Genomic DNA, 24,987 nt, shown 5'->3' on the forward strand with positions numbered 1-24,987 from the left:
TTCGTTAGAACTACTGGAACCACAAGGAGATTACACCATCTGGCTGCCGAATATTTCGGCAGCTATTTTATTGTTTACTGATAAGGAGTAGGTTCCTGCTAACACCTATCGTATAATGAACGTAACAAAAATACATACCATGCAAGAAAAAGGAGAGATTCACCCATGTTGATCAAATTAAACTGGATCACGCTGAGGGTCAGTAATTTGGAAGCTTCACTCGGGTTCTACCACGACATGCTTGGACTTCCAATTCAGCGCAGATTCGAAAGCCGTGGACGGCAGATTGCAATGCTCGGCATGGAGAATGAAGCCAAGCTGGAACTGATTGAGGGCAGTGAATCCATTCTTAAACCAGAGGCTGGCGTGTCGATCGGTTATGAGGTGAACTCGCTGGATGAAGCCATGGAAAGACTGGCAGAGCTGAATATTCCGATCGTGCGTGGCCCCATCCAGCCCAATCCGCATCTGCGGTTTATTTACATTACAGATCCAGATGGCTTCGAGGTGCAACTCTCAGAGCATGTCTAATTAGGCGAGTGTAACTAAGCACTAAGTGTACGTATCAGGATGATCAGTTGTGTGTGCAAGTGTGCAGTCAAATCAGATGCAAGCTCACACCTACATCGGGCAGCGCAAGCACGTTTTTTGTCTGTTTACAACTTCATGCGGCGCATCAGCGGCACGCCTACGCGATTCAACAACCGATCAAGCAGCAGCCAGCACCAGCGTCTGCTCCACGGAAGATGGCGCTCATACACAGCGGAATATTCAAAATCCGCCACAGCACCGCGATTGCGTTTGAACTGCGCAGCCCCGGCGCTCTCATGTAACAGATGCCCGTTTTCGCGAGCCTGTCCGATCAGACAAGCTGATAACATGCGGTATAGTCCGACGGATTGGGGCACCGCTGTGTCGTAACCAAACAACGGCGTTGTCATGATTCCATTTCGGCAGAAATAACCCATCACCGCGTCCAGGCACCCTTCCTTCCGCAGTCCATAGAGTCTGAGTGTTCCTGATGCCAACGCAGCAGCAATGAACCGCTCAGTGAATTGCGGATTGTGATAGGAGTACTTTTCAAGGTATAACAGCTTGTACAATTCCACAATTCGCGGAATATCTGCATCCGTCATATCTAATTCGGAAACGAATTCGTATCCATGCTTGCCCAATAATTCGTAATCCCGCTTCAACAGCCAACGTGACTTCGAGTTGCCAAAATTCGGATCATGCGCATGGTACAGGTAGATTTGTCGGCTCGGAATTAGTCGACACCCCACTTCCGTTAGCCTCACCGTCAGATCGGGATGAAGTCCAGGGCACAAAGAGCGAAACACAATGACATGTTCAGGGTATCGCTCTTGTACCGCTGTAAGCAAACATTCTGCTTGTTCACCGGACATGGCTGGATACAGATTGGTGGACAACAACCAGTTGTTCACATGCACAACTTTGTTGATTTGCGATTGCTTCATTCCCCAACCTATTAGACTGAGCAGCACAGAAAGACCTTTTTCCAACACAGGCTTCTGCAACATGGTCAATTCTTGCTTGGCGTAACTCACATAATGCGTATATGGCGAACAAACGTAAGCATTATCATACTCTGTATCATTCACCGTCAACGGAATAACGAGATCATCAATCCGGGCGAGCAACAATGTCGTTTCCACGTTGGACATAAAGCTTCGGGTCCCGTCCAGCATCATAGGTTCCAGATAGGCTCTGGCATATCTTCCATCCTCCGTATCGGGCCAGTCCATGCCTTCGAACGATTGCTGATCATACAGCTGCACGCGTGCAGTTCGATTATCATTCCTAACTTCATATGTACGGTCATCGTAGGCCGAGCTGTCTTTCATTCCTTTATTCTTCAACCTTTTACTCCCCCATGAGGTAACATCTTCTTTTAACTACCATTTACATTGTTAGTTCTACTCTCTTCATACTCTATACAACACACTGTATAGGAAAAAAATGTCGGCATCAAGCTGTTTGGAAGATGAAAAAAAAGCCCGTCCAGTACGCTAAATACGCACCGACAGGCTCTCAACTATTAATTATTAATTTTTGTTCTCAACGGAAGAAACCTGATGATCCGAGACTAACTCATTCAGGTCTACAATCAGTTGCTCCAATTCTCCAAAGCTCTCTACCATCTTCTGTGTCAGGTTACGTTGTTCTTCCATGCTCGCCAGAATCTCTTCTGTCGCTGAACTGGATTGCTCCGTTACACTCGAAATCTCGGAAACTTCATTCACAACTCTGGTGGAAGATTCCTTCATTGTAGCCGAACTAGTCTCGATATCTGTCGCTTGATTCAACACATGCTGAGAGTTGCTGTTGATCGTACGGAATACTTCCTCTGCTGTATGGACGCTATCTCTTCCTTGTTGTAACGATAGACGAATACGTTCGAATCGATCTGTCAGTGCCTGCGTCTGTCCTTTTAATCGAGACAGGATGGTTCCGATATCACTTGCGGACTGACCCGAGTTCTCTGCCAACTTGCGAACTTCCTCTGATACAACAGCAAACCCGCGTCCATGCTCACCCGCACGAGCGGCTTCAATGGCTGCATTAAGCGCGAGAAGGTTGGTCTGACTCGCAATATCCGCTATGCTGTTCAGCATAAGCGTCATGGATTCACTTTCCTCGTTGAACTTTCGCATGTCATTTGCAGTTGTATTGATCGTTTCATATAGATCTTGCATCTGGATGTTTAGCTGGTCCATCTGTGTGCTTCCAGTTTGCGTGCTCGTTGCCATACTTGCGGACAACTCTTTCATCTGCTGGGAATAGGACGCAACGTCCTTGATATGCTGATCCGACACAGATAAGGATTCCGAGATCTCGGCTACACTGGTCGCCTGGAACTCAACACCTTTTGCAACCTCACTGAACCCAAGCGTCACCTCATTGGTGATGGAGCCAGTCGCATTCACTTTTTCCTTCAATTGATCTGTATAACGTGATAAACCTTCGACCGATTCCTTCACACGCTCCAGCATGGTTTCCACTCTTTGTTTAGAGTGCTCCACCTCATTCTGGCGCACTTCACTTTCATGGAAGAGCCTTTGATTCAGCTGTGAGACCAGCATCAGAATGGCCCCCGTGAGAGCGAATAGTCCCACATTAACGATATTACCTATTAGCTCAACAGAGTCAACGGTATTCATAACAAATAACTGAAGAACACTGTTGACTAGTAATACCGAAAATCCAACCACAAAAAATTTCTTGTTAGGAAATAACAGTAGAACTGCGGTTATAACCAAACTTAAGGCAAAATTGACCGTTCCCCAACCGACATAGACTCCACATATTGTAAGTAATACAGTAATCAGCCATGGAATGAGATGAATATGTTTCTTTTTCGCATTAGCGTATGTAATCCAAACTACAAAGACTAGAGCTACTCCATTGGACACAAGTAACTTCGGCATCGTAAAGGCCAGCCCCATACCAATGGCAATAATAATCCACAAAATGATACCGATTAATTTGTTCCTTTTCCAAATAATTTCGTCCATACGATCCATGTATACCCCGTCCTTTTAAGTAGGTTAAATGTGAGTTGTAGGGCCTTTCTGTACTACATCTAGTAGTCTTTGGTCCTGCTTATGTGCAAATCGCAAATACGCAGCGCCTTAGCATAGTACATATTAACTTCATAAGTATGAAACCAGCGCTACTTTATGTATATCGGTATTCAACATTTAAAATGAATATGAAATATAAAATGATATGTAAGCATATCATTTTACAAATAAAAAAGGTCTGTCTCATGCGTTATGGCGCACAAGACAGGCCTTTGGGTCGTGAAAGGATGTGCAGCAACTATTACTTTCCGAATACAAGTGTCGTATTAGAGGAGCCTGCATACTTGGTGACGAACTCACGCGCGTAGCTGGCACTTTCTACCTGATAACTGTAATTGGAGCTTGGTCTCCAGTTCGTTTTAGGAGAAGTCGGACTATTAAGCGCTGGTGTACTTCCCGTATCCGTAAACTCACCTTTTCCCTTGTCATCCAGGATGCCACCCTTTTCAGCGCCAGCACCAAAGTAGTTGTTTTCGGAATAAATCCGTGCTTTTTCACCAATTGTGATGGCCTGGTTAAAGTTATTTGCATAGTTGTTTTTGAGATGGAAGTAACCATATCTTAAAAGTCCAGGACCACGTACATATAAGTTTTCGAAGTAATTGTTGGACATTGTCACATGAGGTACCCCATTGTAACTGCTGTTACCATCATTCGGATGACCGAGGATAACGCCATACTTATGGTTAGCAAATTTGGAATTGCTAATCGTAATATAATCGGCGCGATCACCAATATACAGAAGTTTGTCCAAATCACTACCACCAGAGCTGTAGCTGTGACCAGCAAACGTCACATGATCAATCCAGTAATTGGAGCCTGAAGTGATATACATCTGGATATCATCATTGGCATTAATATTGGAAGCGTGTTCAAAAGTCAGATTCTGAAAGATCACATTGCTTGAACTGCTTGTGGATCTGAAATGAATATTCGTTAATGTATGTTTGCCAAAGGAACCTACAAGTGTCTTGTTCGCTCCGAATTCAACCTTTTGCAGCGTGGAGGAAGAAATATTCTGTTCAACGACGACAATCTTAGCTGTAGAGCCCGCCATATGTGTTCTCAAATCATTGAGATTACTAACGTAAACCACCTGACCGTTCTTGCCACCTGTCGTAGCCGACTTGGATACACCATTTTCATTCTTGGCACTGCCTGCAAAACCAGTCAACCCGTTCGTACCTGTGTTTGGATAACTGGCCGCACCATATGTAGACGGGGCTGTGGAGACAGTTAACAACAATAGAGTTACAGCGAGTAAAAGCATCGAAAATTTCTTCAAAATTTCACCATCCTTTATAATATTATCCTCAAAGACAACTCGATTATATCGTGTAACTTTGGCTGTGACAATACAAAAATTGCAAAAAGACAACAATTATCACTTTTATGCAACAGCAGATCAGATATAGTGAAAAAACGTAAAACCAGGCCATTTTTTTACACAAAATAGAGCCGCTAATTAGCGGCTCTATTAACGAGTACTATGTGATCCAACTTGGAACTGATCCACCCTTGGATCAGTTCCTAAAGCCTCTGACGAAAAACCATTCGCTTGCGGATAATAATATGTCACGACTTCTGATAGCTGCGGCGGAAGGCGCCAGGTGTGATTCGTTCCAGCTTCTTGAAGATGGCTCCATAATAGCTGGTCGATTCGAAACCGACTTGACGAGCGATATCCTCCATCCCGCGTTGCACATTATCGAGCAGCAGTTCCTTGCTTTTGTTGACTCTTACCTGATTAACATAGCTGATGGGACGAATACCTGTCGTTTTCTTAAACAAATGACAGAAATATTCTGGTGTGACACAGATCAATCCAGCCAGCGTTGGCAAAGTGATCTCTTCAGCATAATGCTGTTCAATATAGTCCAGAACCGGTTTTAATCGCTCATACTGCTGCCCGACCGTATCGCTGCCCTCAACAGATACGCGTTGAATAATCTCTGTCAATAAGGTATAGAGAATGGCGGAGCAGGCGTAATTGCTTAATGTCTGCTCTTGTGGTGTTAAGGCAGCTTGCAGCAACTCCCGCATTCGGGATAGAAGGTATTCAGGTTGTGCAAGCGTGTATACGCATGTGTCGACAATGCCAACGGTTTCAAACAAGCTTGCTGACCCGTTGCCATCGAAAATGATCCAGTCGACTTCCCAACTGTCGGATAGCGCATAGTATTCGTGCTTCTGTCCAGGGAATAACAGCATGCCCATACCTGGCTTGACGATATGTTCCGTTTCACTGAGCTTGAGCTTACCCACACCGCTGCGGCATTGTATCCACTGATAATCCTCAATGCCTTGGTCTCGGCGTATATGCTCCTGTTCATGATGCAGGCCGATGCCAAGTAAATAAAAAGGGAGCAGCTTGTCTCGGGAAGATAACACCGGAAAATTACGATTGGGATGAGGCATACGGCTAACTCTCCTAATCTTAATATTGTTATATCATATTAATTATTTAAGATATTCACTCGAATTAATATAACATATAATCGCAATATATTGATAAATAAAGGAGATCACAGGATGACAATTAAGATCGGAATTGATTATTATCCAGAGCAATGGACCCCGGAGTTATGGGAGAAAGATGCCATACTTATGCAACAGACAGGGGTTGCAGTTGTGCGAATGGCGGAGTTCGCCTGGAGCCGAATGGAACCGACTGAGGGTAATTATCAGTTTGAATGGCTGGATGCGGCCATAGAAGTATTCGCTTCGAGTGGTATGGAAATTGTGTTATGCACTCCCACCAATACCCCGCCAAACTGGATGACAACCCGTTATCCGGATGTGCTACCCATGGATGAACAACGCCACATCATTCGGCCAGGTGTGCGTGGACATCGTTGCAACAACAGCCCTTCCTTGAGAATGCTGGGCTCCAAATTTGTGGAAGCGATATCACAGCGCTACGCTAAGCATCCCGCCGTTATTGGCTGGCAAATCGATAACGAGATGCACTACCAGGAATGCCATTGTGATACATGTAATCGTTCGTTTGTCGCTTGGCTGCAAAAGCGTTATTCCAATCTGGAGGAGTTGAACCGGGAGTGGGGTACGGTCGTCTGGAGTGGTGAGTACAGCAGCTGGGCTGAGGTAACAACGCCACTCGGTGCCAGCAAACCGATGAATCCTTCCTATCTTCTGGAGTACAAGCGATTTTGTTCTGACAGCGTAGGCTATCTGCTGGGATGGCAGCTTGAGATTTTACGCCGTAACTGTCCAGGCCAATTTGTGACGCATAACATGTGGCAATATCCGAATAGCCTGGACTATTATGATATGCACAACGAATTGGACTTCGTCTCTGTTGATTATTATCCGAATGAGCTGTATCGCGATTATGGCGATCGGTTTCCGAGGAACGGAGCGCTTACGCTGGACTTGGTTCGCGGCATCAAACGCCGGAATTTCTGGGTAATGGAACAACTCAGCGGGGCACAGGGCGCCTGGATGCCGATTCAGCGCACGCCCTATCCTGGACTGATCCGAGCTCGCTCCTGGCAGACAATCGCTCGCGGTGCGGATATGGTTGTCCATTTTCGCTGGCGGAGTGCTACCGTCGGAGCGGAACAGTTCTGGCATGGGCTGATCGACCACAGCAATGTTCCTGGACGCAGGTTCAGGGAGTTCGCGGAACTTACTCGCGAGGTGAACCAGTTAGGAGAACTCTTGGCCGACTCAACCATTGTTACCCAGGTTGCTATTCTGCATTCGCATGATCAGCACACAGCGCTTTCCCTTCAGCCGCAGGCGGAAGGGGGAATGCACTACTTAGACAACTTGTCCTCTATGCATAATGCATTTCTGAAAATGGGCGTCGGTACAGACGTTATCAACTGGACTGAGGAGCTCGATGGGTACAAGCTGGTCATTGTCCCTTCCCTCTTCCTGTTAAGTGAAGAAGTAGCACAGCGGCTGGAGCGATTCGCAGCCAAGGGTGGTACGGTTGTCCTTACCAATCGGACTGGCGTGAAGAACATGAGGAATGTATGTGAGATGTTGCCTCTGCCGGGGCTACTGGGTGAAGCGGCGGGTGTTGTCGTAAGTGAATATGATGCCATCGGCAACAGTGAGCATCGGATACGGAACGCGGAGGGCAAGACATTCGCTGCGAAGCAATGGTGTGATCTACTGGAACTGCGAGGGGCAGAGCCGATCGCCTGGTATGACAACGACTTTTACGAGGGTGTACCGGCAGTTACTGTCAATAAGTTTGGTGAAGGTGAAGTGTATTATGTCGGCACTTGGCCGGAGCCATCGTATTTCTATCAGTTGTTTGAAGGCATATTGAAGGAAAAGGATTTGGCGGCCAAAATCCAGTTGCCGGAAGGTGTCGAGCTGTCGATTCGAACGAAGGGGGAGCAAAACTTCCTGTTTCTGATCAATTTGACGAATGAGCAACGAGAGATTACGCTGGACGTTCCTTATCGCAGCTTGTTGACCAGCGAGAGGTTGGATCAGAAGTTGACCCTTCCAGCTCTGGGAGTAGATATTTTAACTGTATAAGATCAGCCGTTTTCATATTTAAAAAGGGATGTCTCACAAGGCTTACGACCTTGAGGGACATCCCTTCTTTGCTTTCACTAACACCTAATCTGAATAAGAGTATTGCCAGTTAGTTCATCTTATTTGATTTTGATTTCCAGTTCATCATTCTTGGCTTCCTGCAAATCATCATAGACCTTATCTGGTTTACCACTAAGTTTTAATACCATGGACTCTGGATGGTCCAACAGATTGCTACTGAAAGAATACATCATTCCATCTTCCGATCCGCTTCCACCTACCATGGATAACTTGGTCTGCTTCCCATTACGGGAGGTCGAAATGATCTCGATAGGCCGAACAATCTCGTTGAGCGACAACTTCGTTTTGTAATCAATTTCTTGATCAGGTGCACGGACAAATTTGACCCGAGTTACCAACGGAGACACCTCCACCTCCGACAAAAAGACCTCATACCCTCCAAGAGTAAAAGTCCGATTAACGTTAATGACTTCCGTTTTGGGGATAGAAAACTTGGGATCCAGAGGGAAAGAAACATTCATTTTTTTGGAGAATTGATATTTTCGTTCCTTCTCCCCGTTGCCTGTATAATCCACCACATCTGGTACAACTGAAGACAGCTGGAATTGTAGATTCACTTGATCAGGCAATGGTTTATTTCGATTTCGATCAATTGTACTTCGACCATACACTATATGCTTATCCTTCGAAAAATACACACCGCCTGAGCTTCCGTTGTCAAGCAAATCGCCTGTCAATGCATCCGTCATCTTCATATTGACAGTCGAATACATCTCCTGCGAAGCATCCGTTTTGGCAGTATACAATACCGTTATTCTATTCTCATCTGCCATAACTGCATTCACAGTAAACGCATATATGCCCGATGTAACCGTCTGATCTACAAGTTGCACATACCCATTATTAATTGCTGATGTTATCGTGGTTTTTTCCACATCGGTTGCCAACTCACGAAAGGGTTCAAGTACTCCCCAATGGGTCACAGGCTCAGTATATGTTGCCTGCTCTTGACCATAACTCCCAAGCGGACCTAAGAGAAACCAACCCGCAGCCAGAACCGTGACCAGCACTGCCGTGATCCATTTGACACGAAAGGTCCTACCTGATCTTTTTGTTCTGGCCATCGCGAGACCACGTTGAATTGCAACAGTCGTATCCGCCGGATTCCATTGCTGTTTCTCTCTTTTCACCTGATATGCATCTGCAAGAAGTGCTTTCTCCTCCGGGTTAGTGGTCATGCCAATCCCTCCTATTCCTCATCAACTTGCGCAACTGCTGGAGCCCCTTGTGCTGCCAGGTCTTGATCGTCCCTTCCGGTTTGCCGAGGATGGAGGCAATATCCGTCAGTGTCATGTCGTTATAATATTTCAGCAATAATACATGGCGATATTTCGGTTTCACCTTTTGCAAAAGAGATTCCATAGCGATTCGATTATCGTCAACGCTAATCATCCATGATGCCGGAATACTGTCCTCCATATCCTCCTTCGCCAGAGGTGTTGCCCGCTTGCGGCGCCTCTGTTCATCGATGCAGACATAGATCAGAATCCGAATGATCCAAGACTTGAACGCCTTCTCATTGTTCAGCGTACGACGTTTGATCCAAGCTCGGCACGTCATCTCCTGTACCGCTTCCAGCGCATCTTGCTGGTTACGCAGATAACTGTAGGCAATGGAAATGAGCGTATCTTGATGTTCCATAATAGATTGCACAAATGCCGTCTCGTCTTCGGTCTGTACATAGATCCTCTGGTTCATCTCTGCTTTTGTTTCCACCCCGCATCCCTCCTTCTCTCTCTTTCTGTGGTATAAGACGGGTGAGTGAAGCAAACGGTTTTTAATATTTGTTCATCATAAAAAGCTCCGCCATCATCATGAGGGAGCTTGATTACGTAAAAATTCGGCCGCCGATATACTGAATTACGTACACGCATGAACAATCCAAGATCAACTAACTTACAAATTGCCGGTGACTTCGATCCCGTCGGCCAATTGCAGATGATTTCTCACCCAAGTGGTGAACCGATTCAAAAAAATCCGTAATTCTGGCTCTGCAACCACCTGTTGATCCAGCTCTGATAAAATCCCCACCCACACTTCCTTCGTAATCGGATTCTCCCAGCAGGGATCAAGTGCCTTCATCTCTTCTCCAGTTCGCGGGTCAGTTAAGGGAAATGTGCGATCCAATGCGGGACGAATATAGTCAAAGTCTTCATTATATATGAACAGCATGTCTTCCATCTCTACTTCAACCGATTCTTCTATATATAAAGGGGATAAAACAAAACCCACATTCCGCTGTGGATCTTGATACTGATACATGAGCGCAGGAATTGTTCTCTTTGATTTTTTAGCCATATATGCTCCTCCTGTTTCAGGCAAATCTCTTACCGCTCAGAGTTCAAACCAGATTAAACCACCATCAACCTGTCTGGTTTCTTGCTCCATCTGATGCATCCAGCTCCGCGCCTCTTCACCCCAGATATGAAACAAACAGTAGATATACGAATCCCCATCCACAATCTCTTCTAACCCGGAAGCCTTTTCTATCCACACTTCAAGGGCTCTAGGCCAGGAAGGATCTTCACGTTTCAATACAAAGCCGTTGGCTTGGTGTTCCAAACTATACACTTCGGTAAATTTTAATGAACTTGCCAAACACTTCACGGCTTCAGGTAAAATCGCAGGCTCCGTTGTTCTAATCCCATATTCCCAGCCCATATGTACAACCTCCTTCAGACTTCGTTCGCTCCAGATTGTTGCTTTTGTTCATGCATTTGATGGATCGAACGATTCAACCACAACTCGTACCAGTCCAGAAAATGTAATCGATTCGTATTGCCCCAATACTGATCAGCATAGATTCCATTGCGGTTAGCCCGGTCATCAACCCAGATCTCTCCGTAGGAGGCTCCCTTAACAATCAGATTCATGGAGATGCCACAGCCAAAATCACTGATGCGCAGCATGCCTGCCGACCATTTTGGATCAAAATATTCATGTTCCAGCGCTTCCCATTCCTCTTCTTCCTTGCTATCATCGAACCAGTCATAGTTCCAGTTCCATGCTTCCGTGAATTGGAAAGGGTCCGAGATCGCATTCAGCTCATCATTATAACCCAGCACAGCGTATACGCCATCATCCGGGTTTTCCAGACCATAATAAGGTCCTGTACCACCCGTTCCCATATGAAGAAGCCATACCTTATAGTCCTCCGGCAACTCAATTCGCCATTTCTGTTCAAATTGCGTAATATCCTTCTGGGTCCACACAGACGCCATTTCATATTCATGGTTTTCTGCACCAAACAGCTCCAGATCCGGGTCCAGACTTCGGAGAGTGATCAACTTTTCACGCATACGTTCCAGTTGTACACTGTACATGGCCTAACTTCCCTCCTTTGCTACTCCATTACGTTTGTTCCACGGCGTACCCGCGTTGCTGTAACTCATCCAGTGAGGCTGCCACATCTCGCTCAGGACACAACTGCTTAATCAGTCTGGCGGTCACCGGTTTTCCTTCATATACATCAGCTACGGCTTCCAACGGCAGATCCGGCAAGTCATAGTACCCTTTGGCCCAATCAACGTAATCTACCGGGTTCTTCTCCAAATATCCCAGTAAAAATTCTGCGCCACCTCTGGCGTCCGCTTTGTCTTCCTCGGCCATCGCCATCTGAATCCAATTACCAACCTCCCATGGCAAGTCGTCCCCTTCCTGCCATAGGCAAAAGGTCACATCCTCCAGATCCAATGTTTCCTCCTGATCTCGCAGTACAGCCATCAACGTCTCCGGTACTTCATCGTACATGCCCGGGTAGATCTCACCATCCTCACGAGCATGCGGGCTTAAAGGTGACTCATGATCAAATCCTTTGATCAACGTGCCTGAGTTCGTAAACAAGACATGCAGATGATCACCTGCGCCGTTATTGATGCTTCCCCATGCCACACCTGGCTGAAGTTCAGCTTCATAATGATGTACGCGTAACCATTTTTCCTCCGAAAAGATGATATCCAACGCAGCGAGCATTCTCATTTGTTTACGCAGGGCATCTGCATTCATCATTGTTATCTCGTTCCATTCCTGCATATGAATCCCTCCTGTTCGTATATGTACACTATATCCGGATTAATTCATCCAGCGTGTTATTTCCCTGAATACTTGGTGTCATGACAATGGTGATCCGACTGGCTTCTCTGGAGACGATACACGCATAATTTCCCGGCTTTAACTGAAACAGAACCCCTTCACACGTCTCATCCGGCTCCAATTCACCGCCAGTGACATCATCCGCCGCTCCCAGATAGACGTGCCCAGACGGAACTTGCAGATGATACACCTTTTCCCGTTCCGCTGCGTGATCTGGATCTGAATCCTCCTCCACATCCTCCAGGCTCCATTCCACCTCATACACTCCATCCGCACCCAGATTCAAGAACAGACAATGACCTGCATTCACCTCAGCCAGCTCATCCACTGGAATGGACCACCAGTCCGAAGTATCCTCAAGCCGATGTTTTAACGCTGCCAGATCATACAGGCACAATGTTGCCGTATCTGTAACCATTTGAAATGTTCCTCTCATATTCACCCGTCCCTTCTGTCTGATCCAAGTCTGACCTCAGAAATATATTCCATCATTATATCAAGCCTGATACACGTGTAAAAGGAACCCATGGACCATCTCTGCTTGCGCAACTCTTCATTTCTCGCTCCAAATGGTCGATATAAGCATAACTGACTTTTTTTGAACCTGATGGAGGAAGCCAAGCCATGTCAATTAACAATAGAAAAGAACCCTTTCGATACACATTGAAGGAACCGATCCACTTTGAGATCTATATTCTCAGCATCAACGGGGTTAACGCGCCAGCCAAGCCCATTCAGGCTGAACTCTGTGACATCAGTCGATCCGGCTGTCAGCTGTCATTTCCGCTATCCCTTCCTGTAGAGAATAACGATATTCGGATTGGAATGAATATGCTGCTTTTTGAAGACCCTCTATATATGGAAGGCACTCTCCGCTGGGGTCAAGAAAAAAATACCTCATGGCACTATGGTGTTCAACTCGAAATGCAGGATGGGAACCAGGACCGTCTCTCTAGAGAGATGCGAATGCTTGCAGGACAAGGCAAAATTATCGTGAAATAGTTAAATAGCCTTAAAACCTGTAACAAAAACAAAAAAACAGCCCAATCAAATTGGACTGTCGCAAGATGAAACTCTTTATGCCGCTTTACTAACTGTCGCTGGTTGTTCCATTTTGGACCAGTTCACGGTTTTTTCAAGAACCAGTGAAACCAATACCCCTATGACGAGACCATTACTTATGATCGGAATGAGGTACATGGGCAAAGTTTGAAAGGCCTCCGCAGGAATATTCATGACCGCAACTCCCGTGAGGACCGGCAACGCTACACGATAGATCGTTTTAGAATTAAACGTCGTACCTTCAAGCGTTCTAAGTGCCGTGCCGAACATCTGAAGATAAGCCACGAACAAAACCGCACTGCCGACGCTTGGTGGTATTTGTGCAAAAAATGCTGTCACTGAAGGTGTAAGACCTATCACACATAACATCCCCGCTCCAATAATCAAGGCAGCACGACGCAGAATGCGAGTACTCTCCAGGAACCCGATCGATGATGCAAATAAACCAAAGGGCAGCACACCTACACAGGCTGACAACATCGTGAACAGACCCGTTAGCGCATAGGAATGCCTATACTGACGACTTGTTGTTTCTGTCCGGTATAGTTTCTCAACTGTGCTTAATGTGGTGATCGAATTCGTCATGTTCACCAGTCCCACGAAAAATGCAGTAATGACAATACCCGGTTCCCATCTGGGCGCTCCCCACGGAAACAGTTCGAGACCAGCCGGGGCCTGATTCGGCTGTCCGCTATGTTGTCCAGGAAACAATAGACTATAAGCGATCCAGCCTGCCACAATCCCAATCAGGATCGCGTAGTTCCCCAGTTTCCCCCTACCCTTTAATTGAATCCATGCCACCAAAAATGCAATGACAACGGACAATGCGGCAACAGGCAGATTGAAGCGGCCAAACTCCGTATATCCAATCATACCTTTGAAAAAATTCATGGTTAATTGAATCGTCATTAGAAACAACATGGCACTCTTCACCATGGGTGTAAACAGCTTTTGCAGCACTTGCGCCGCTCCCAGCCAGCCCAGAATCACCATCGTTAATCCCGCTAACAGAAAACCTGCAGCCAGTCCACCGCCAATACGCTCCAGACTCATACCGGCCGATGAAGCAGATACCGTCAAACTTAGCGTCAATCCCCACCATAACCCTGACGGACCATCCATAATCGCATATCGATGACCAAATACGGCTTGAAGAATACACACTGCTCCGGTAAGGATAAATGCGTGCTGCATGGAGGTAGCGATGGCATCCGGAGACAGATGAAAATTATGTCCAATGGATAGCGGAACAACAACGGTATTGGTAAACAGGAAGAAAAACCACTGTATACCTGCCAAAATCAGTGAAGATACGTCCTTCATATTCTTTTGTAAAAAATGCTCTTGATGTCTGTTCATTCGTTTGGAATATCCTTTCACTGTTCTGTATCATAAATGTATAGCCTTTTCAGACTTGGGTTAATAGTCGTTCCATCTCGGCATACCGATGCCGGCTCGCATGTGCAAGCGGTGTAATCCCGTCCCGATCCGCAATCTTTGGATCTGCACCATATTGTAAAAGCAAGGCAACAATCTGCTGGTGACGCGGCCCACCATCTCCCAAAATGACCGCTTCCAGCAAGGCTGTCCACCCCAGGTTGTTGATATGGTTCACATCCACATCACTGCGTGTCAGCAGAAGCTCCACAATGTCCACATGGCCCCGATCCGCTGCTGGGATAAGAGCTGTGCCGCCAAAACGATTTGTTAACCTCGTATCTGCACCTGCTGTAATCGCCAATTCGACCATGTCATACATACCCTCAGCACTCGCGTATAACAGCAGGTTGTCCAATCGTGCATCCCGAAGATTAATGTCGGCTCCGGCGTCCACTAACATCCTTGCCGTGTCTATCTTGTTACCGTGCACCGCTGCCAGCAGAGGTGTCCGCCCCAATGTATCCCGTTCGTTCAACCGGTTACCCTGTTGTGTGATAAATCGAATGACCTCATCGGTATGGCCCGCTTGAGCAGCATCATGTATTGTTCTAACCACGTTGTTTTATCCTCCAATTCAAGGTCTTTCTCATGCAGTAATATTCATATAGAAACCAAACCCTGTTAGTCAGGTATGCAAATCTAATGTATGGTAACATAAGATCGTAGTATATTAAAAATACATGTTTTGTTGCCTTTCCATACGAATTACATATACATTGCAGGCGAAGGAGAACAACCACTTGGATATCAAACAATGTCGCTATTTCATTGCCATTGCTGAGGAGAAACAGATTACAGCAGCAGCTCGAAGACTTCACATGGCTCAGCCACCCCTAAGCCAGCAGCTTAAGTTAATGGAAGAAGAGCTTGGCGTGATTCTATTTGAACGCAAAGGACGTATGATGGAACTAACGCAGGCGGGTCGCAGCTTCTATGATTATGCGGTTACCTTGACCAAATATATGGAGGAAGCTGTAATGGAGATGCAAAGTTTCCGTCACGGCATACGGGGCAAACTCGCCATCGGCATCAATACCATATCGGATCGCCTGATCCCGCAAGCACTGCAACAGTTTCGCACCACCCACCCACAGGTTACCTATAAAATTCAACAAAATGAATCTGCGCAATTATGCCGATTGCTGGAAGATGGCAAAGTTGAACTTGCCTGTGTACGCATGCCTGTCCAGACTGAACGTTATGAGGTGCTGCATCTGCCACAGGAGCCGCTCTTCTATATTTCTTCGATACCACTAGAAAGGCCGACAGAGATGGGACCAGGAGCGGAGATGGGGACTTATTTTGAGCAGCTTACAGGTATCCCTCTACTGCTTCCAAGCACAGAAGGACTCGGTATGTTCGAGCTAATTTTGGACAAGTTTCGGGAGCATCAGGTTACCCCCTCCATCATGGGTGAGTGCTCAGACATTAATATGTTACTCGAGCTGGTCCGACTCGGCTTCGCCAGTTCCATCGTGCCTCACACGGTACTACACCTATATCACGAGCACCCATTCCACGTATATCGCATCCAGGATCAGCATTCCACGGTCGGTTCGGCGCTGGTCTGGCTGCAGAACCGTTATCTGTCCAAGCCTGCACAACACTTTGTGCAACTGGTGCAGGGTATGCTTCCCGTGTAAAAGGCTATAAGCAAAAAAAACAGCAGCTTTACCGGATTACATTCCAGTGAAGCTGCTGTTTCATTTTTATGGTTAAGCTTTAGCTGTGAACAACAAGTCTTTTTCTTTGATCGTAGTGCGACCAGCAGACTCAATCGACTCATACTGATGCATATTTGTAATAATGACTGGTGTAATCGTTGTGTAACCGGCTTTTTCGATCTGTTCCCGGTCAAACTCCATCAGTACATCACCTACAGCAACCTTCGCACCTGCTTGAACTTTAGGAGAGAAGAATTGACCTTTCAGCTTCACGGTATCAATCCCGATATGAATCAACATCTCTGCGCCTGTATCACTTACCAGACCAATGGCATGTCCACTCTTCGATAACGAGAACACGGTTCCGTTGATCGGAGATACGACGCGACCTTCAGATGGTTGAATCGCGAATCCTTTACCCATAATCTCTTCAGAGAACGCAGGGTCTGGCACTTCGCTCAGCGGTTTAACTTCACCTGTGATCGGGCTGAATACTTGCTCATCTTGTGCTTTTGCTTCTTCAGTTACAGCAACAGAAGTTGTTGCTGCTGGTGTTGCCGGCTCAGCTGCTGGTGCAGCTACTGGCTCCGATGCATTTTCTTCTTGGAAGCCCAAGATATACGTAATGATTGCTGCCGCTACGATGGCAATCAAACCACCAACCAAAGCATAAATCAATGTGCTAATTGCTGGACTGACAAATGCCGCAATACTCGGCAGACCTGCAAGTCCTGTAATAACATACGATTTAACATTGAAGATTCCCATGAATGCACCAGCAATAGCACCCCCGCTGAGAGCTGCGATAAATGGTTTTTTGAACTTCATGTTGATACCATACATCGCTGGTTCCGTGATCCCCATAATAGCCGTAAGACCTGTGGAATAGGCCAGGGATTTGGTTTTGCTATTTCTCGATCTGAGACCTACACCAAATGCTGCACCACCTTGTGCCAAGTTAGCTGCAAACATCAGTGGAATAATAAAGTCGTAACCCAGTGTTGTCATTGAACCAACAACGATTGGCAGCAACGCATAGTGCATACCTGTAATGATCAGCAGTGACATCGTACCACCAATCAGGATACTTGCGAAGATGGACATGTTATCGAACAACCATGAAATACCACCGGACAAACCATTACCAAGAACCGTACCCAATGGACCTACTGTCATCAACGTCAGTGGAACCATAATTAACAAGGTAACTGTTGGAACAATGAGTAACTTAAGTGAAGCATGTATAACACGATCAACGGCTTTCTCTACATATGAAGCAATCCAAACGGCCAGAACAATTGGAATAACTGTAGAAGAATACGTTGCCGCTATGACTGTAATCCCCATAAAGGATGAGTTATGACCATCGGCCAGCAATGCTGTAATGGTCGGGTGCATAATGCCCGCAGCAAGCGCCGCGGCAATATACATATTACTACCCAGCTTACGTGCAGCACTGATCGCCAGAATGATTGGCAGGAAGTAGAAGGCACCGTCACCAATTGCCGACAAAATGATATAGGTTGAACTAGTATTGGACAACCATCCAAGTGCGACAAGGATAGCCACGATCCCTTTGATCATACCAGCACCTGTAATCGCAGGCAGGATTGGTGTAAACATACCTGAGATGAAGTCGAACAACGCACTTATCGGATTTCTCTTTTTCTTTTCTCCAGTTGAAGCGCTTGAGGTTGCATTATCTGCGTTTGGTGATTTGGACATGTTGCCAACGAGTGCGTTATACACGATAGGCACATCGTTACCGATGATAACCTGGAACTGTCCACCGTTCTCCATAACGCCCATAACGCCTGGTGTATTTTTTAGCGTCGCTTTGTCCGCTTTTTGGTTGTCATTCAGGTTAAATCTGAGTCTTGTCATACAGTGTGTGACTTGATCGATATTCTCTTCCCCACCAACAAGCTTCAAAATGTCCTTGGACAATTGTTGTTTATCCATTGTGTTTTGCTCCTTTTATGTGTAATGAAGGTTAAAAAAAAACCTAAACACTGAATAATGACAAAGCAGAAAAGCTTATCATTATTCAACGTTTAGGTTTTGCCTTTTTAGCAGTAACAATCCCAACTTTATTCAATTGTTTGTTCATTTCTGACAATCCGTTCAATATGAATGGTAAGATACAGTATTTCTTCCTTGGACAATACCCGATTATAGATCTTACGCGTATAGTCACTGATCCTTACTGCACATGCATGTGCTTCCGGATACTGCTTGCTCACCAAGTCATGAAGCGGATTATCTACTTCTTTATCTTCAATCGCCGTTCCTTGCAACACACGTTGGGCAAAGAACTTCAGATGAGTTAAAAACCGATAATAACTCAATGAATCTTCATCAAGTTCAATCACAAAGCTACGTCTTACGATGTTAAGTATGTCCTTAACGATGTTCGTAATACTGATCGTTTCCCTCATCTCACCGTTCATCTGGGCATTAACCAGATGCATTGCAATGAATGCGCATTCGTCTTCGGGTAGCAGGACACCTAATGTTTCCTCAATAATCTGTAGCGCCTTGAGTCCAATGGCATATTCCTTCCGGTACATGCGCTTGATCTCCCAGAACAATGCGTTACGGATCTGCAATCCTTGACGATGTCGATCAATGGCAAAATGAATATGATCCGTCAGTGAAATGTAGATGCTTTCATGCAGCTTCTCACCTAACACCGTCTCGGCATAACGGATAATCTCATCCGAGCACTCGACATATTCAACCGGGATATCAGACAGAAGTGTTTTAAGTTTCTGTGATACTTCCTTACTTTCAAGCGAGAATATTTTTTCGACGAGACTCTCGTCAATCGATTCACCAGTATGCTTTTTGAAGGCAATTCCACGTCCCATAACGACCAGTTCGTTTCCTCCCGGATCAATTACGGTAACTACGTTGTTGTTCAGCACCTTCTCAATTTTCATTTCTTCACATCACCTTGCACCGTCAAAGTAGTAAAAGGCAAAACCAAAGCAGGTCACGAAATATGCCCCGCTTCTGGTTTTGCCTGATTGAACAGTAACAATCCAGTATTCATTAGCCTTAGGCCCATCTTACCATATAATTATCCATATGACAATGTTTTTGTGAAAGCGGTTAATGTGCGTTAATGTGACATCAGAAGGTGCTTGCACAACTATGCTTATAGAACTAGTATTTACTCGTTGTTGTTCTTAAGACTTGCGCCATTTGTACTAATAACTTCCTTGTACCAATGGAATGATTTTTTCTTGTAACGATCCAATGTTCCTGAACCGTCATTGTTGCGGTCTACATAGATGAAACCATAACGTTTCTTCATCTCTGCTGTTGAAGCACTTACCAGGTCAATACAGCCCCATGACGTATAACCCATCACTTCTACGCCATCCTCAAGAGCTTCGCCAACCTGTACCAGATGGTCATTCAAGTATTGAATACGGTAATCATCGTTCACCGTTTTATTGCCATTTTCGTCCGTAATCAGCTCATCGACTGCGCCCAGACCATTTTCGACAATAAACAATGGTTTTTGATAACGGTCCCAGTATTTGTTCAAGGTTACGCGCAGTCCTTGCGGATCGATCTGCCAGCCCCACTCACTCGCTTTCAGATAAGGGTTTTGCACACCTGCGAACAGGTTTCCTTTGCCTTCGATACGTTTCTCGGGATCACCAGTCTCACAGATACTTACATAATAACTGAACGAGATAAAGTCTACGGTATGCTTCAGAATTTCAGCATCGCCATCTTCAAACTTAATATTGATATTATTCGCTTTGAAATAACGATTAATGTATTTCGGATAATAACCACGTGCATGGATATCAGCAAAGATATCATTGCGCTGTTCCGCATGCATCGCTGCAACCACATCATCCGGGTTTGGAGTCAACGGATAGGTAGGCATGCTCAGTACCATACAGCCGATTTTGGCTTCAGGCATAATTTCATGACCCAGTTTCACAGCTAACGCACTGGCTACCAATTCATGATGGATCGCTTGGTACAGATCCTGTTTGGACAGTTCAGCTTTTGGCGTATAGATGCCGCCACTCATGAATGGTTCCTCCAGGATGGAGTTGATTTCATTGAATGTCAGCCAGTATTTAACTTTGCCTTTGAAACGGTTGAACAGCACTGTTACATAACGCTCGTAGAAATCGATCATTTTACGGTTAACCCAGCCATCATATGTTTTGGACAAATGCAGCGGTGTCTCATAGTGAGAGATCGTTACGAGTGGTTCAATCCCGTATTTGTGGCACTCATCGAACAGGTCATCATAGAATTGCAGACCTTTCTCATTTGGCTCCAATTCATCACCTTTAGGGAAAATACGGGACCAAGCGATAGATGTACGGAACACTTTGAAGCCCATTTCAGCAAACAGTTTAACATCCTCTTTGTAGCGGTTGTAGAAATCGATACCGATCAGTTTCAGGTTATCTTCTGTAGGTGCTTCCGTTCTAGGCGTTGTAATCCCGTGTGGCATTACATCTTGAACAGACAGACCTTTGCCATCTGTATTATAAGCTCCTTCAAGTTGGTTGGCTGCTACAGCGCCGCCCCATAGGAAGTCTTTCGGAAATGGTGTAGTCATATCAATCATTCCTCTCATTATTTATCATTATAAAGTTGGTTATTGAACTTAGTTTGTTGGCAATTGTTCCAATCGTTGCAGAATCAGCTCCAGCTGAGCACCTGTAACCGACTTCGATGAATCAAATTGATCTTTGGACATACCGGACATAATACCGGCTTTGGCACTATTTTGAACGGCTTCATAAGCCCAATGCTTATCATTCAAATCCCTGAACAATACTACAGTTGACTCGTCTGCAGCATTCCAGCCGCTACTCGTCAAAATATGGTCTACGATCACTGCCATCTGTGCACGTGTTACTTCCTCTCCCGAGGCAAATATCTGATTGCTGACACCTTTCATCAACCCTGCCTTGGTCACTGTTGCAATGGCCTGACGAGCCCATTCAGGAGCAGAATCTGTGTAAGGGTAAGCAGATTCGGATACTTCAGGAAGATTTAACTTGTCGGCAAGCACGAGGGCGATCTGCGCTCTTGTCACAGGCTCAGTTGGTTTTGTTCCATGTTCTATGTTACCTCCATCCTGTTCCCCTGAAGTACCTTTGCTTAGTTGGAACAGGTCGGCAAGTACTTCCTTGTTGTCAAAAGCCGGTACCCATGACCAATGCTTCATGCCACCGTACAGTCTTTGGCTATCCATGTATGCATCGTCATACAGCGTCATATTGACATGCTTGGCTCCAAGCTCAGTCAAAGCCTGATAAGCCAAAGAGCTTGTCCGGCTGTCAGTGGTTGGATCATTTTTGGCATGCATAATCCATACTGGGACATCCACAATATCTTTCAGTTCTTTTTTGAATGCTTCAACAGATCCGGTGTAATCCGCTACCGTATCCTTGGCCGCTACAATAATCGCTCCAGCAAACAGATCGGGATATTGTGTCAAGAAACGGAAGGCACCACCACCGCCACTGGAAACACCAGACAGATAGATCCGATTCGGATCAACTTCACCTTCAGCAACCAGCTTCTGAATCAACTCATACTGCGCCACGAAGTACGCCTGCATCTGGGCCAGTTGCTCCGGGTTATCATAGATTTTGAAGCTGTAATTCTCAGGATATTGTACGGCAAGCACGGAAGTATCATACCCCGATTCCGTCCAGACTACTGCTCCACGATTAGCCGTAAGATGACTTCTACCATCCGTACCTACTTCACCCCCGCCATGAAGCCATACCATGAGCGGCTTCGGTTCTTCGGACGTGCTTCGTTTCAGTTGATAGGACAAGTTCGCACCGTTACTGCCTGTAAATTGTCCTTTTTCAAACTCATCGACCGTACGCGTTTTGACTACATTTACATTTTTATCGTCAAAAGAAAGTTCAGGATACGCCTTGCTTTTGACTGCAAATGCTGACTTATATCCACCTGGATATTTAAAAGGCTTTACCGCCATATGGATGGTATGATCCGTAATTGTCAATTTTATTCCGTCATCTTCATACTCATTTTGTATGATCTCTTCCGCTTCATTTAAAGGATAGCCATCATAATTGCCAGTAATTTCGAAGTCTGAAGCTTTCAGATTCTGATATTTCTCCGGATTCGCTACAGTAATGTCAAAGGACTCTACCATCTCTCCAGGATCACCAACATAGGTATTGGCCTGGATTTGAGTAACCTGGGTGCTTTCCGCACCAACGGTTGCTGGCCAGATCACACTCAGACTTAGTGTCAGGGCAAGCATCCATCCCATACTTTTTGTGTTCATACTCCATCTTTTCAAAAGATATCCCTCCATATGTAATGTTTGCAGCACATAAAAAAGCGGACAAACGCTAATCAGCAGGCCCTCAGGAACATTAAATTCCATTAAACACTAACTGTTATATCAGGTTTGCCCGCTCAGAAAACGTGAGAACTACAGTTGCTCACCATTACTGGAGATTACGTTTTTGTACCAGTCGAATGAATCCTTTTTGGAACGTTTGAGTGTTCCGTTACCTTCGTCATCCAGATCCACGTAGATGAAACCATAACGTTTGGACATTTCGGAAGTGGACATGCTCACAAGGTCAATCGGGCCCCATGCTGTAAATCCAATCAGATCGACGCCATCTTTGATGGCTTCTTTCATTTGTTCAATGTGTTTTCTCAGGTAATCCACACGATAGGAGTCATGGATCGAACCGTCTTCTTCAACACGGTCATATGCACCCAGACCATTTTCTACGATGAACAATGGTTTCTGGTAACGATCCCAGAAGTTGTTCAAGGTTACACGCAGACCGATCGGATCGATCTCCCAGCCCCAGTCGGATGCTTCCAGATAAGGGTTTTTCACGCCGCCAGTCAGGTTACCCGATGTTTCTTCCTTGTCTGCAGATGCAGATTTGGTTACGGACATATAGTAGCTGAAGGAGATGAAATCAACGGTATTGTTCAGCAAGATCTCGTCATCGCCTGCTTCTTTTTGAATCACGATGTCGTTTTCTTCAAAATAACGAGCCATGTAGTTCGGGTATTTACCACGAGCATGCATGTCCGTGAAGAAGAGGTTGATTTGATTCTCGTGTTGAGCCAGACGAACATCTACCGGATTACATGTTGCTGCATAAGTTTCCATACGAGCAAGCATACAACCCACTTGGGATCCAGGCATAATCTCGTGAGCAAGCTTCGTTACCAATGCACTTGCTACAAATTGGTGATGCAGCGCTTGATAAGTGGTTTGCAGTTTGTTGTCCACTTTATCGATCAGAATGCCGCCGCCAGTGTAAGGGCTGAACAGCATGACGTTAATTTCATTAAACGTCAGCCAGTATTTCACTTTATTTTTATAACGGTTGAACACCGTTTCTGCATATCGAACATAGTGCTGGATTACTTCACGGCCAGCCCAACCGTTATATTTTTGCGTCAAGCCAAGCGGTGTCTCATAGTGAGACAATGTAACGAGCGGCTCGATGCCATATTTCAACAATTCGTCGAATACTTCATCATAGAATTTCAAGCCTGCTTCATTCGGCTCTTGATCATAACCGTTCGGGAAAATACGTGCCCAGTGAATGGACAAACGGAATACTTTGAAGCCCATTTCAGCGAACAATGCAATATCTTCTCTAAAGTGATGGTAGAAATCGATACCAAAACGTTTCGGGAAACGTTCTTCAAATTTGCCGGAGAGGATCTCTTCGATTCGGGAAGAGGAAATTTCCATAGCATGTCCGCCTGTACGCTTCTCTTTGGGAACATGAGCGATCATGTCCGCTGTGGAGAGGCCTTTGCCGTCCTTATCGAATGCACCCTCCAATTGATTGGCAGCTGTAGCGCCGCCCCATAGGAAGTTTTCGGGGAATCCTTTTTTTGCCGTGGTCATGAACAACAACCTCTTTTCGAAATTTATTTTGGTTTTTCCAGGTAAAAAACTGTAATTTAGAGCAGAAAACAAGAAAAACCTAAACTCAAGGTAAAATAGCACCAAAAAAGGAGCTTTCATTTCACCATCAGTTTAGGTTTTGCCTGTCTTCACAGTTACAATCCATCAAAAGATGTTATTGCATATTCTGTTGTGTTTGCTCTTGTAATGTAAGCGTAACATATCTATTTTGCAAAATCAACTTCACTGGATCAACTGATCGTTCGCACACCTCTTTATCGGAGAAATTAACGTGGCATACGCATAATGGCTGCCCTTAATGCCTGCGCTCCCTCCTCCGTTTCCAGGTAAGCGGCGGGACTTTTGTCCCCTAAAGCCGGGATATCTTTCGCTATCCATTCAAAAACGTACTCCCCCATTTCACACAAAAGCACCCGACTTATATCTGCCGGAATCCCTTGTAATCGCGCACGTTCTACCCACGCGGGGTCCAACTTTTGTCCAAGTTCTTCAAACCCTTCGGAAAATGAGTCCCAGCTTGTATGATTAAACTCCTTTAAATAGATACCTTTCATACTCATGTAATTTCACTCCCTGAATT

23 protein-coding genes are annotated in these 24,987 nt (G+C 45.5%); 4 read left to right on the forward strand and 19 right to left on the reverse strand.

The window, feature by feature from the left end:
* The first annotated feature begins 165 nt into the window (after positions 1–165).
* Complete coding sequence (locus MKY95_RS24995; protein WP_036617391.1) at positions 166–531, forward strand: VOC family protein; 366 nt, start codon at positions 166–168, stop codon at positions 529–531.
* Between the two features lie 125 nt (positions 532–656).
* Here the strand turns inward: MKY95_RS24995 and MKY95_RS25000 are convergent, their stop codons facing one another.
* The 4 genes from MKY95_RS25000 to MKY95_RS25015 all read right to left on the reverse strand — a co-directional run bounded on the left by MKY95_RS25000 (position 657) and on the right by MKY95_RS25015 (position 6,023).
* Positions 657–1,880 (reverse strand): GNAT family N-acetyltransferase, encoded by a 1,224-nt coding sequence (locus MKY95_RS25000; RefSeq protein ID WP_081746085.1) that lies wholly within the window; start codon positions 1,878–1,880, stop codon positions 657–659.
* 186 nt (positions 1,881–2,066) lie between these two features.
* The gene (locus MKY95_RS25005) at positions 2,067–3,545 is read right to left on the reverse strand and encodes a methyl-accepting chemotaxis protein (RefSeq protein WP_036617389.1); all 1,479 of its coding nucleotides are present in this window, start codon (positions 3,543–3,545) and stop codon (positions 2,067–2,069) included.
* Positions 3,546–3,846: 301 nt separating this feature from the next.
* Positions 3,847–4,875, reverse strand: coding sequence for a pectate lyase (locus MKY95_RS25010; RefSeq protein ID WP_235200863.1), 1,029 nt, complete (start codon positions 4,873–4,875; stop codon positions 3,847–3,849).
* 305 nt (positions 4,876–5,180) lie between these two features.
* Positions 5,181–6,023: an AraC family transcriptional regulator gene (locus tag MKY95_RS25015; RefSeq protein ID WP_036617384.1), complete on the reverse strand. Its 843-nt coding sequence runs from the start codon at positions 6,021–6,023 to the stop codon at positions 5,181–5,183.
* A 114-nt stretch (positions 6,024–6,137) separates the two neighbouring features.
* Here MKY95_RS25015 and MKY95_RS25020 point away from each other — a divergent pair, with 114 nt between their 5' ends.
* Complete coding sequence (locus MKY95_RS25020) at positions 6,138–8,123, forward strand: beta-galactosidase (protein ID WP_081746084.1); 1,986 nt, start codon at positions 6,138–6,140, stop codon at positions 8,121–8,123.
* 119 nt (positions 8,124–8,242) lie between these two features.
* Here the strand turns inward: MKY95_RS25020 and MKY95_RS25025 are convergent, their stop codons facing one another.
* The 7 genes from MKY95_RS25025 to MKY95_RS25055 all read right to left on the reverse strand — a co-directional run bounded on the left by MKY95_RS25025 (position 8,243) and on the right by MKY95_RS25055 (position 12,732).
* Entirely contained in the window at positions 8,243–9,382 is a 1,140-nt protein-coding gene (locus tag MKY95_RS25025) for a DUF4179 domain-containing protein (RefSeq protein WP_036617383.1), read from the reverse strand.
* Positions 9,372–9,920 carry a sigma-70 family RNA polymerase sigma factor gene (locus tag MKY95_RS25030; RefSeq protein WP_307720268.1) on the reverse strand — a complete coding sequence of 183 codons (549 nt, stop codon included), beginning with the start codon at positions 9,918–9,920 and terminating at the stop codon, positions 9,372–9,374. Before MKY95_RS25030 ends, MKY95_RS25025 begins: the two co-directional genes overlap by 11 nt.
* A 180-nt stretch (positions 9,921–10,100) precedes the next feature.
* Complete coding sequence (locus MKY95_RS25035) at positions 10,101–10,502, reverse strand: hypothetical protein (protein WP_036617381.1); 402 nt, start codon at positions 10,500–10,502, stop codon at positions 10,101–10,103.
* Positions 10,503–10,538: 36 nt separating this feature from the next.
* Positions 10,539–10,865: a hypothetical protein gene (locus MKY95_RS25040; RefSeq protein WP_051447478.1), complete on the reverse strand. Its 327-nt coding sequence runs from the start codon at positions 10,863–10,865 to the stop codon at positions 10,539–10,541.
* Positions 10,866–10,879: 14 nt separating this feature from the next.
* On the reverse strand, positions 10,880–11,527 hold the full coding sequence (locus tag MKY95_RS25045; RefSeq protein ID WP_036617379.1) for an SMI1/KNR4 family protein: 648 nt from the start codon (positions 11,525–11,527) through the stop codon (positions 10,880–10,882).
* 28 nt (positions 11,528–11,555) lie between these two features.
* On the reverse strand, positions 11,556–12,236 hold the full coding sequence (locus tag MKY95_RS25050; RefSeq protein WP_036617377.1) for a hypothetical protein: 681 nt from the start codon (positions 12,234–12,236) through the stop codon (positions 11,556–11,558).
* A gap of 28 nt (positions 12,237–12,264) precedes the next feature.
* A complete protein-coding gene (locus MKY95_RS25055; protein WP_036617374.1) occupies positions 12,265–12,732 on the reverse strand; it encodes a DUF6386 family protein in 468 nt (155 codons plus the stop codon).
* A 188-nt stretch (positions 12,733–12,920) separates the two neighbouring features.
* Here MKY95_RS25055 and MKY95_RS25060 point away from each other — a divergent pair, with 188 nt between their 5' ends.
* Complete coding sequence (locus MKY95_RS25060; RefSeq protein ID WP_036617371.1) at positions 12,921–13,298, forward strand: PilZ domain-containing protein; 378 nt, start codon at positions 12,921–12,923, stop codon at positions 13,296–13,298.
* Between the two features lie 75 nt (positions 13,299–13,373).
* Here MKY95_RS25060 and MKY95_RS25065 read toward each other — a convergent pair whose 3' ends face one another.
* Positions 13,374–14,681, reverse strand: coding sequence for a uracil/xanthine transporter (locus MKY95_RS25065; RefSeq protein ID WP_036617608.1), 1,308 nt, complete (start codon positions 14,679–14,681; stop codon positions 13,374–13,376).
* Between the two features lie 85 nt (positions 14,682–14,766).
* Complete coding sequence (locus tag MKY95_RS25070; RefSeq protein WP_036617369.1) at positions 14,767–15,354, reverse strand: ankyrin repeat domain-containing protein; 588 nt, start codon at positions 15,352–15,354, stop codon at positions 14,767–14,769.
* Positions 15,355–15,538: 184 nt separating this feature from the next.
* On the opposite strand from MKY95_RS25070, the gene MKY95_RS25075 reads away from it, so the two are divergent.
* Positions 15,539–16,441 carry a LysR family transcriptional regulator gene (locus MKY95_RS25075; RefSeq protein ID WP_036617367.1) on the forward strand — a complete coding sequence of 301 codons (903 nt, stop codon included), beginning with the start codon at positions 15,539–15,541 and terminating at the stop codon, positions 16,439–16,441.
* A 72-nt stretch (positions 16,442–16,513) separates the two neighbouring features.
* On the opposite strand, the gene MKY95_RS25080 is transcribed toward MKY95_RS25075, so the two are convergent.
* The 6 genes from MKY95_RS25080 to MKY95_RS25105 all read right to left on the reverse strand — a co-directional run bounded on the left by MKY95_RS25080 (position 16,514) and on the right by MKY95_RS25105 (position 24,967).
* Positions 16,514–18,424, reverse strand: a complete 1,911-nt coding sequence (locus MKY95_RS25080; RefSeq protein ID WP_036617365.1) for a beta-glucoside-specific PTS transporter subunit IIABC — start codon at positions 18,422–18,424, stop codon at positions 16,514–16,516.
* Positions 18,425–18,552: 128 nt separating this feature from the next.
* Entirely contained in the window at positions 18,553–19,404 is an 852-nt protein-coding gene (locus tag MKY95_RS25085) for a PRD domain-containing protein (RefSeq protein WP_036617363.1), read from the reverse strand.
* A gap of 233 nt (positions 19,405–19,637) precedes the next feature.
* Positions 19,638–21,068, reverse strand: coding sequence for a glycoside hydrolase family 1 protein (locus MKY95_RS25090; protein ID WP_200868526.1), 1,431 nt, complete (start codon positions 21,066–21,068; stop codon positions 19,638–19,640).
* Between the two features lie 42 nt (positions 21,069–21,110).
* Positions 21,111–22,793, reverse strand: a complete 1,683-nt coding sequence (locus tag MKY95_RS25095) for an S-layer homology domain-containing protein (protein ID WP_036617359.1) — start codon at positions 22,791–22,793, stop codon at positions 21,111–21,113.
* A 135-nt stretch (positions 22,794–22,928) separates the two neighbouring features.
* Positions 22,929–24,386, reverse strand: a complete 1,458-nt coding sequence (locus MKY95_RS25100) for a glycoside hydrolase family 1 protein (RefSeq protein ID WP_036617358.1) — start codon at positions 24,384–24,386, stop codon at positions 22,929–22,931.
* Between the two features lie 287 nt (positions 24,387–24,673).
* Positions 24,674–24,967 carry an antitoxin Xre/MbcA/ParS toxin-binding domain-containing protein gene (locus MKY95_RS25105; protein WP_051447477.1) on the reverse strand — a complete coding sequence of 98 codons (294 nt, stop codon included), beginning with the start codon at positions 24,965–24,967 and terminating at the stop codon, positions 24,674–24,676.
* Positions 24,968–24,987: the final 20 nt, after the last annotated feature.

The organism is Paenibacillus sp. FSL P4-0176, assembly GCF_037975265.1.
Lineage (GTDB): Bacteria > Bacillota > Bacilli > Paenibacillales > Paenibacillaceae > Paenibacillus > Paenibacillus amylolyticus.

Excerpts from the sequence above, each read along its gene's own strand:
- MKY95_RS24995 (WP_036617391.1), top strand. The coding sequence starts at position 166 with ATGTTGATCAAATTAAACTGGATCACGCTGAGGGTCAGTAATTTGGAA.
- MKY95_RS25005 (WP_036617389.1), bottom strand. The coding sequence starts at position 3,545 with ATGGATCGTATGGACGAAATTATTTGGAAAAGGAACAAATTAATCGGT.
- MKY95_RS25010 (WP_235200863.1), bottom strand. The coding sequence starts at position 4,875 with ATGCTTTTACTCGCTGTAACTCTATTGTTGTTAACTGTCTCCACAGCC.
- MKY95_RS25015 (WP_036617384.1), bottom strand. The coding sequence starts at position 6,023 with ATGCCTCATCCCAATCGTAATTTTCCGGTGTTATCTTCCCGAGACAAG.
- MKY95_RS25020 (WP_081746084.1), top strand. The coding sequence starts at position 6,138 with ATGACAATTAAGATCGGAATTGATTATTATCCAGAGCAATGGACCCCG.
- MKY95_RS25025 (WP_036617383.1), bottom strand. The coding sequence starts at position 9,382 with ATGACCACTAACCCGGAGGAGAAAGCACTTCTTGCAGATGCATATCAG.
- MKY95_RS25035 (WP_036617381.1), bottom strand. The coding sequence starts at position 10,502 with ATGGCTAAAAAATCAAAGAGAACAATTCCTGCGCTCATGTATCAGTAT.
- MKY95_RS25040 (WP_051447478.1), bottom strand. The coding sequence starts at position 10,865 with ATGGGCTGGGAATATGGGATTAGAACAACGGAGCCTGCGATTTTACCT.
- MKY95_RS25045 (WP_036617379.1), bottom strand. The coding sequence starts at position 11,527 with ATGTACAGTGTACAACTGGAACGTATGCGTGAAAAGTTGATCACTCTC.
- MKY95_RS25050 (WP_036617377.1), bottom strand. The coding sequence starts at position 12,236 with ATGCAGGAATGGAACGAGATAACAATGATGAATGCAGATGCCCTGCGT.
- MKY95_RS25055 (WP_036617374.1), bottom strand. The coding sequence starts at position 12,732 with ATGAGAGGAACATTTCAAATGGTTACAGATACGGCAACATTGTGCCTG.
- MKY95_RS25060 (WP_036617371.1), top strand. The coding sequence starts at position 12,921 with ATGTCAATTAACAATAGAAAAGAACCCTTTCGATACACATTGAAGGAA.
- MKY95_RS25065 (WP_036617608.1), bottom strand. The coding sequence starts at position 14,681 with ATGAAGGACGTATCTTCACTGATTTTGGCAGGTATACAGTGGTTTTTC.
- MKY95_RS25080 (WP_036617365.1), bottom strand. The coding sequence starts at position 18,424 with ATGGATAAACAACAATTGTCCAAGGACATTTTGAAGCTTGTTGGTGGG.
- MKY95_RS25085 (WP_036617363.1), bottom strand. The coding sequence starts at position 19,404 with ATGAAAATTGAGAAGGTGCTGAACAACAACGTAGTTACCGTAATTGAT.
- MKY95_RS25100 (WP_036617358.1), bottom strand. The coding sequence starts at position 24,386 with ATGACCACGGCAAAAAAAGGATTCCCCGAAAACTTCCTATGGGGCGGC.
- MKY95_RS25105 (WP_051447477.1), bottom strand. The coding sequence starts at position 24,967 with ATGAGTATGAAAGGTATCTATTTAAAGGAGTTTAATCATACAAGCTGG.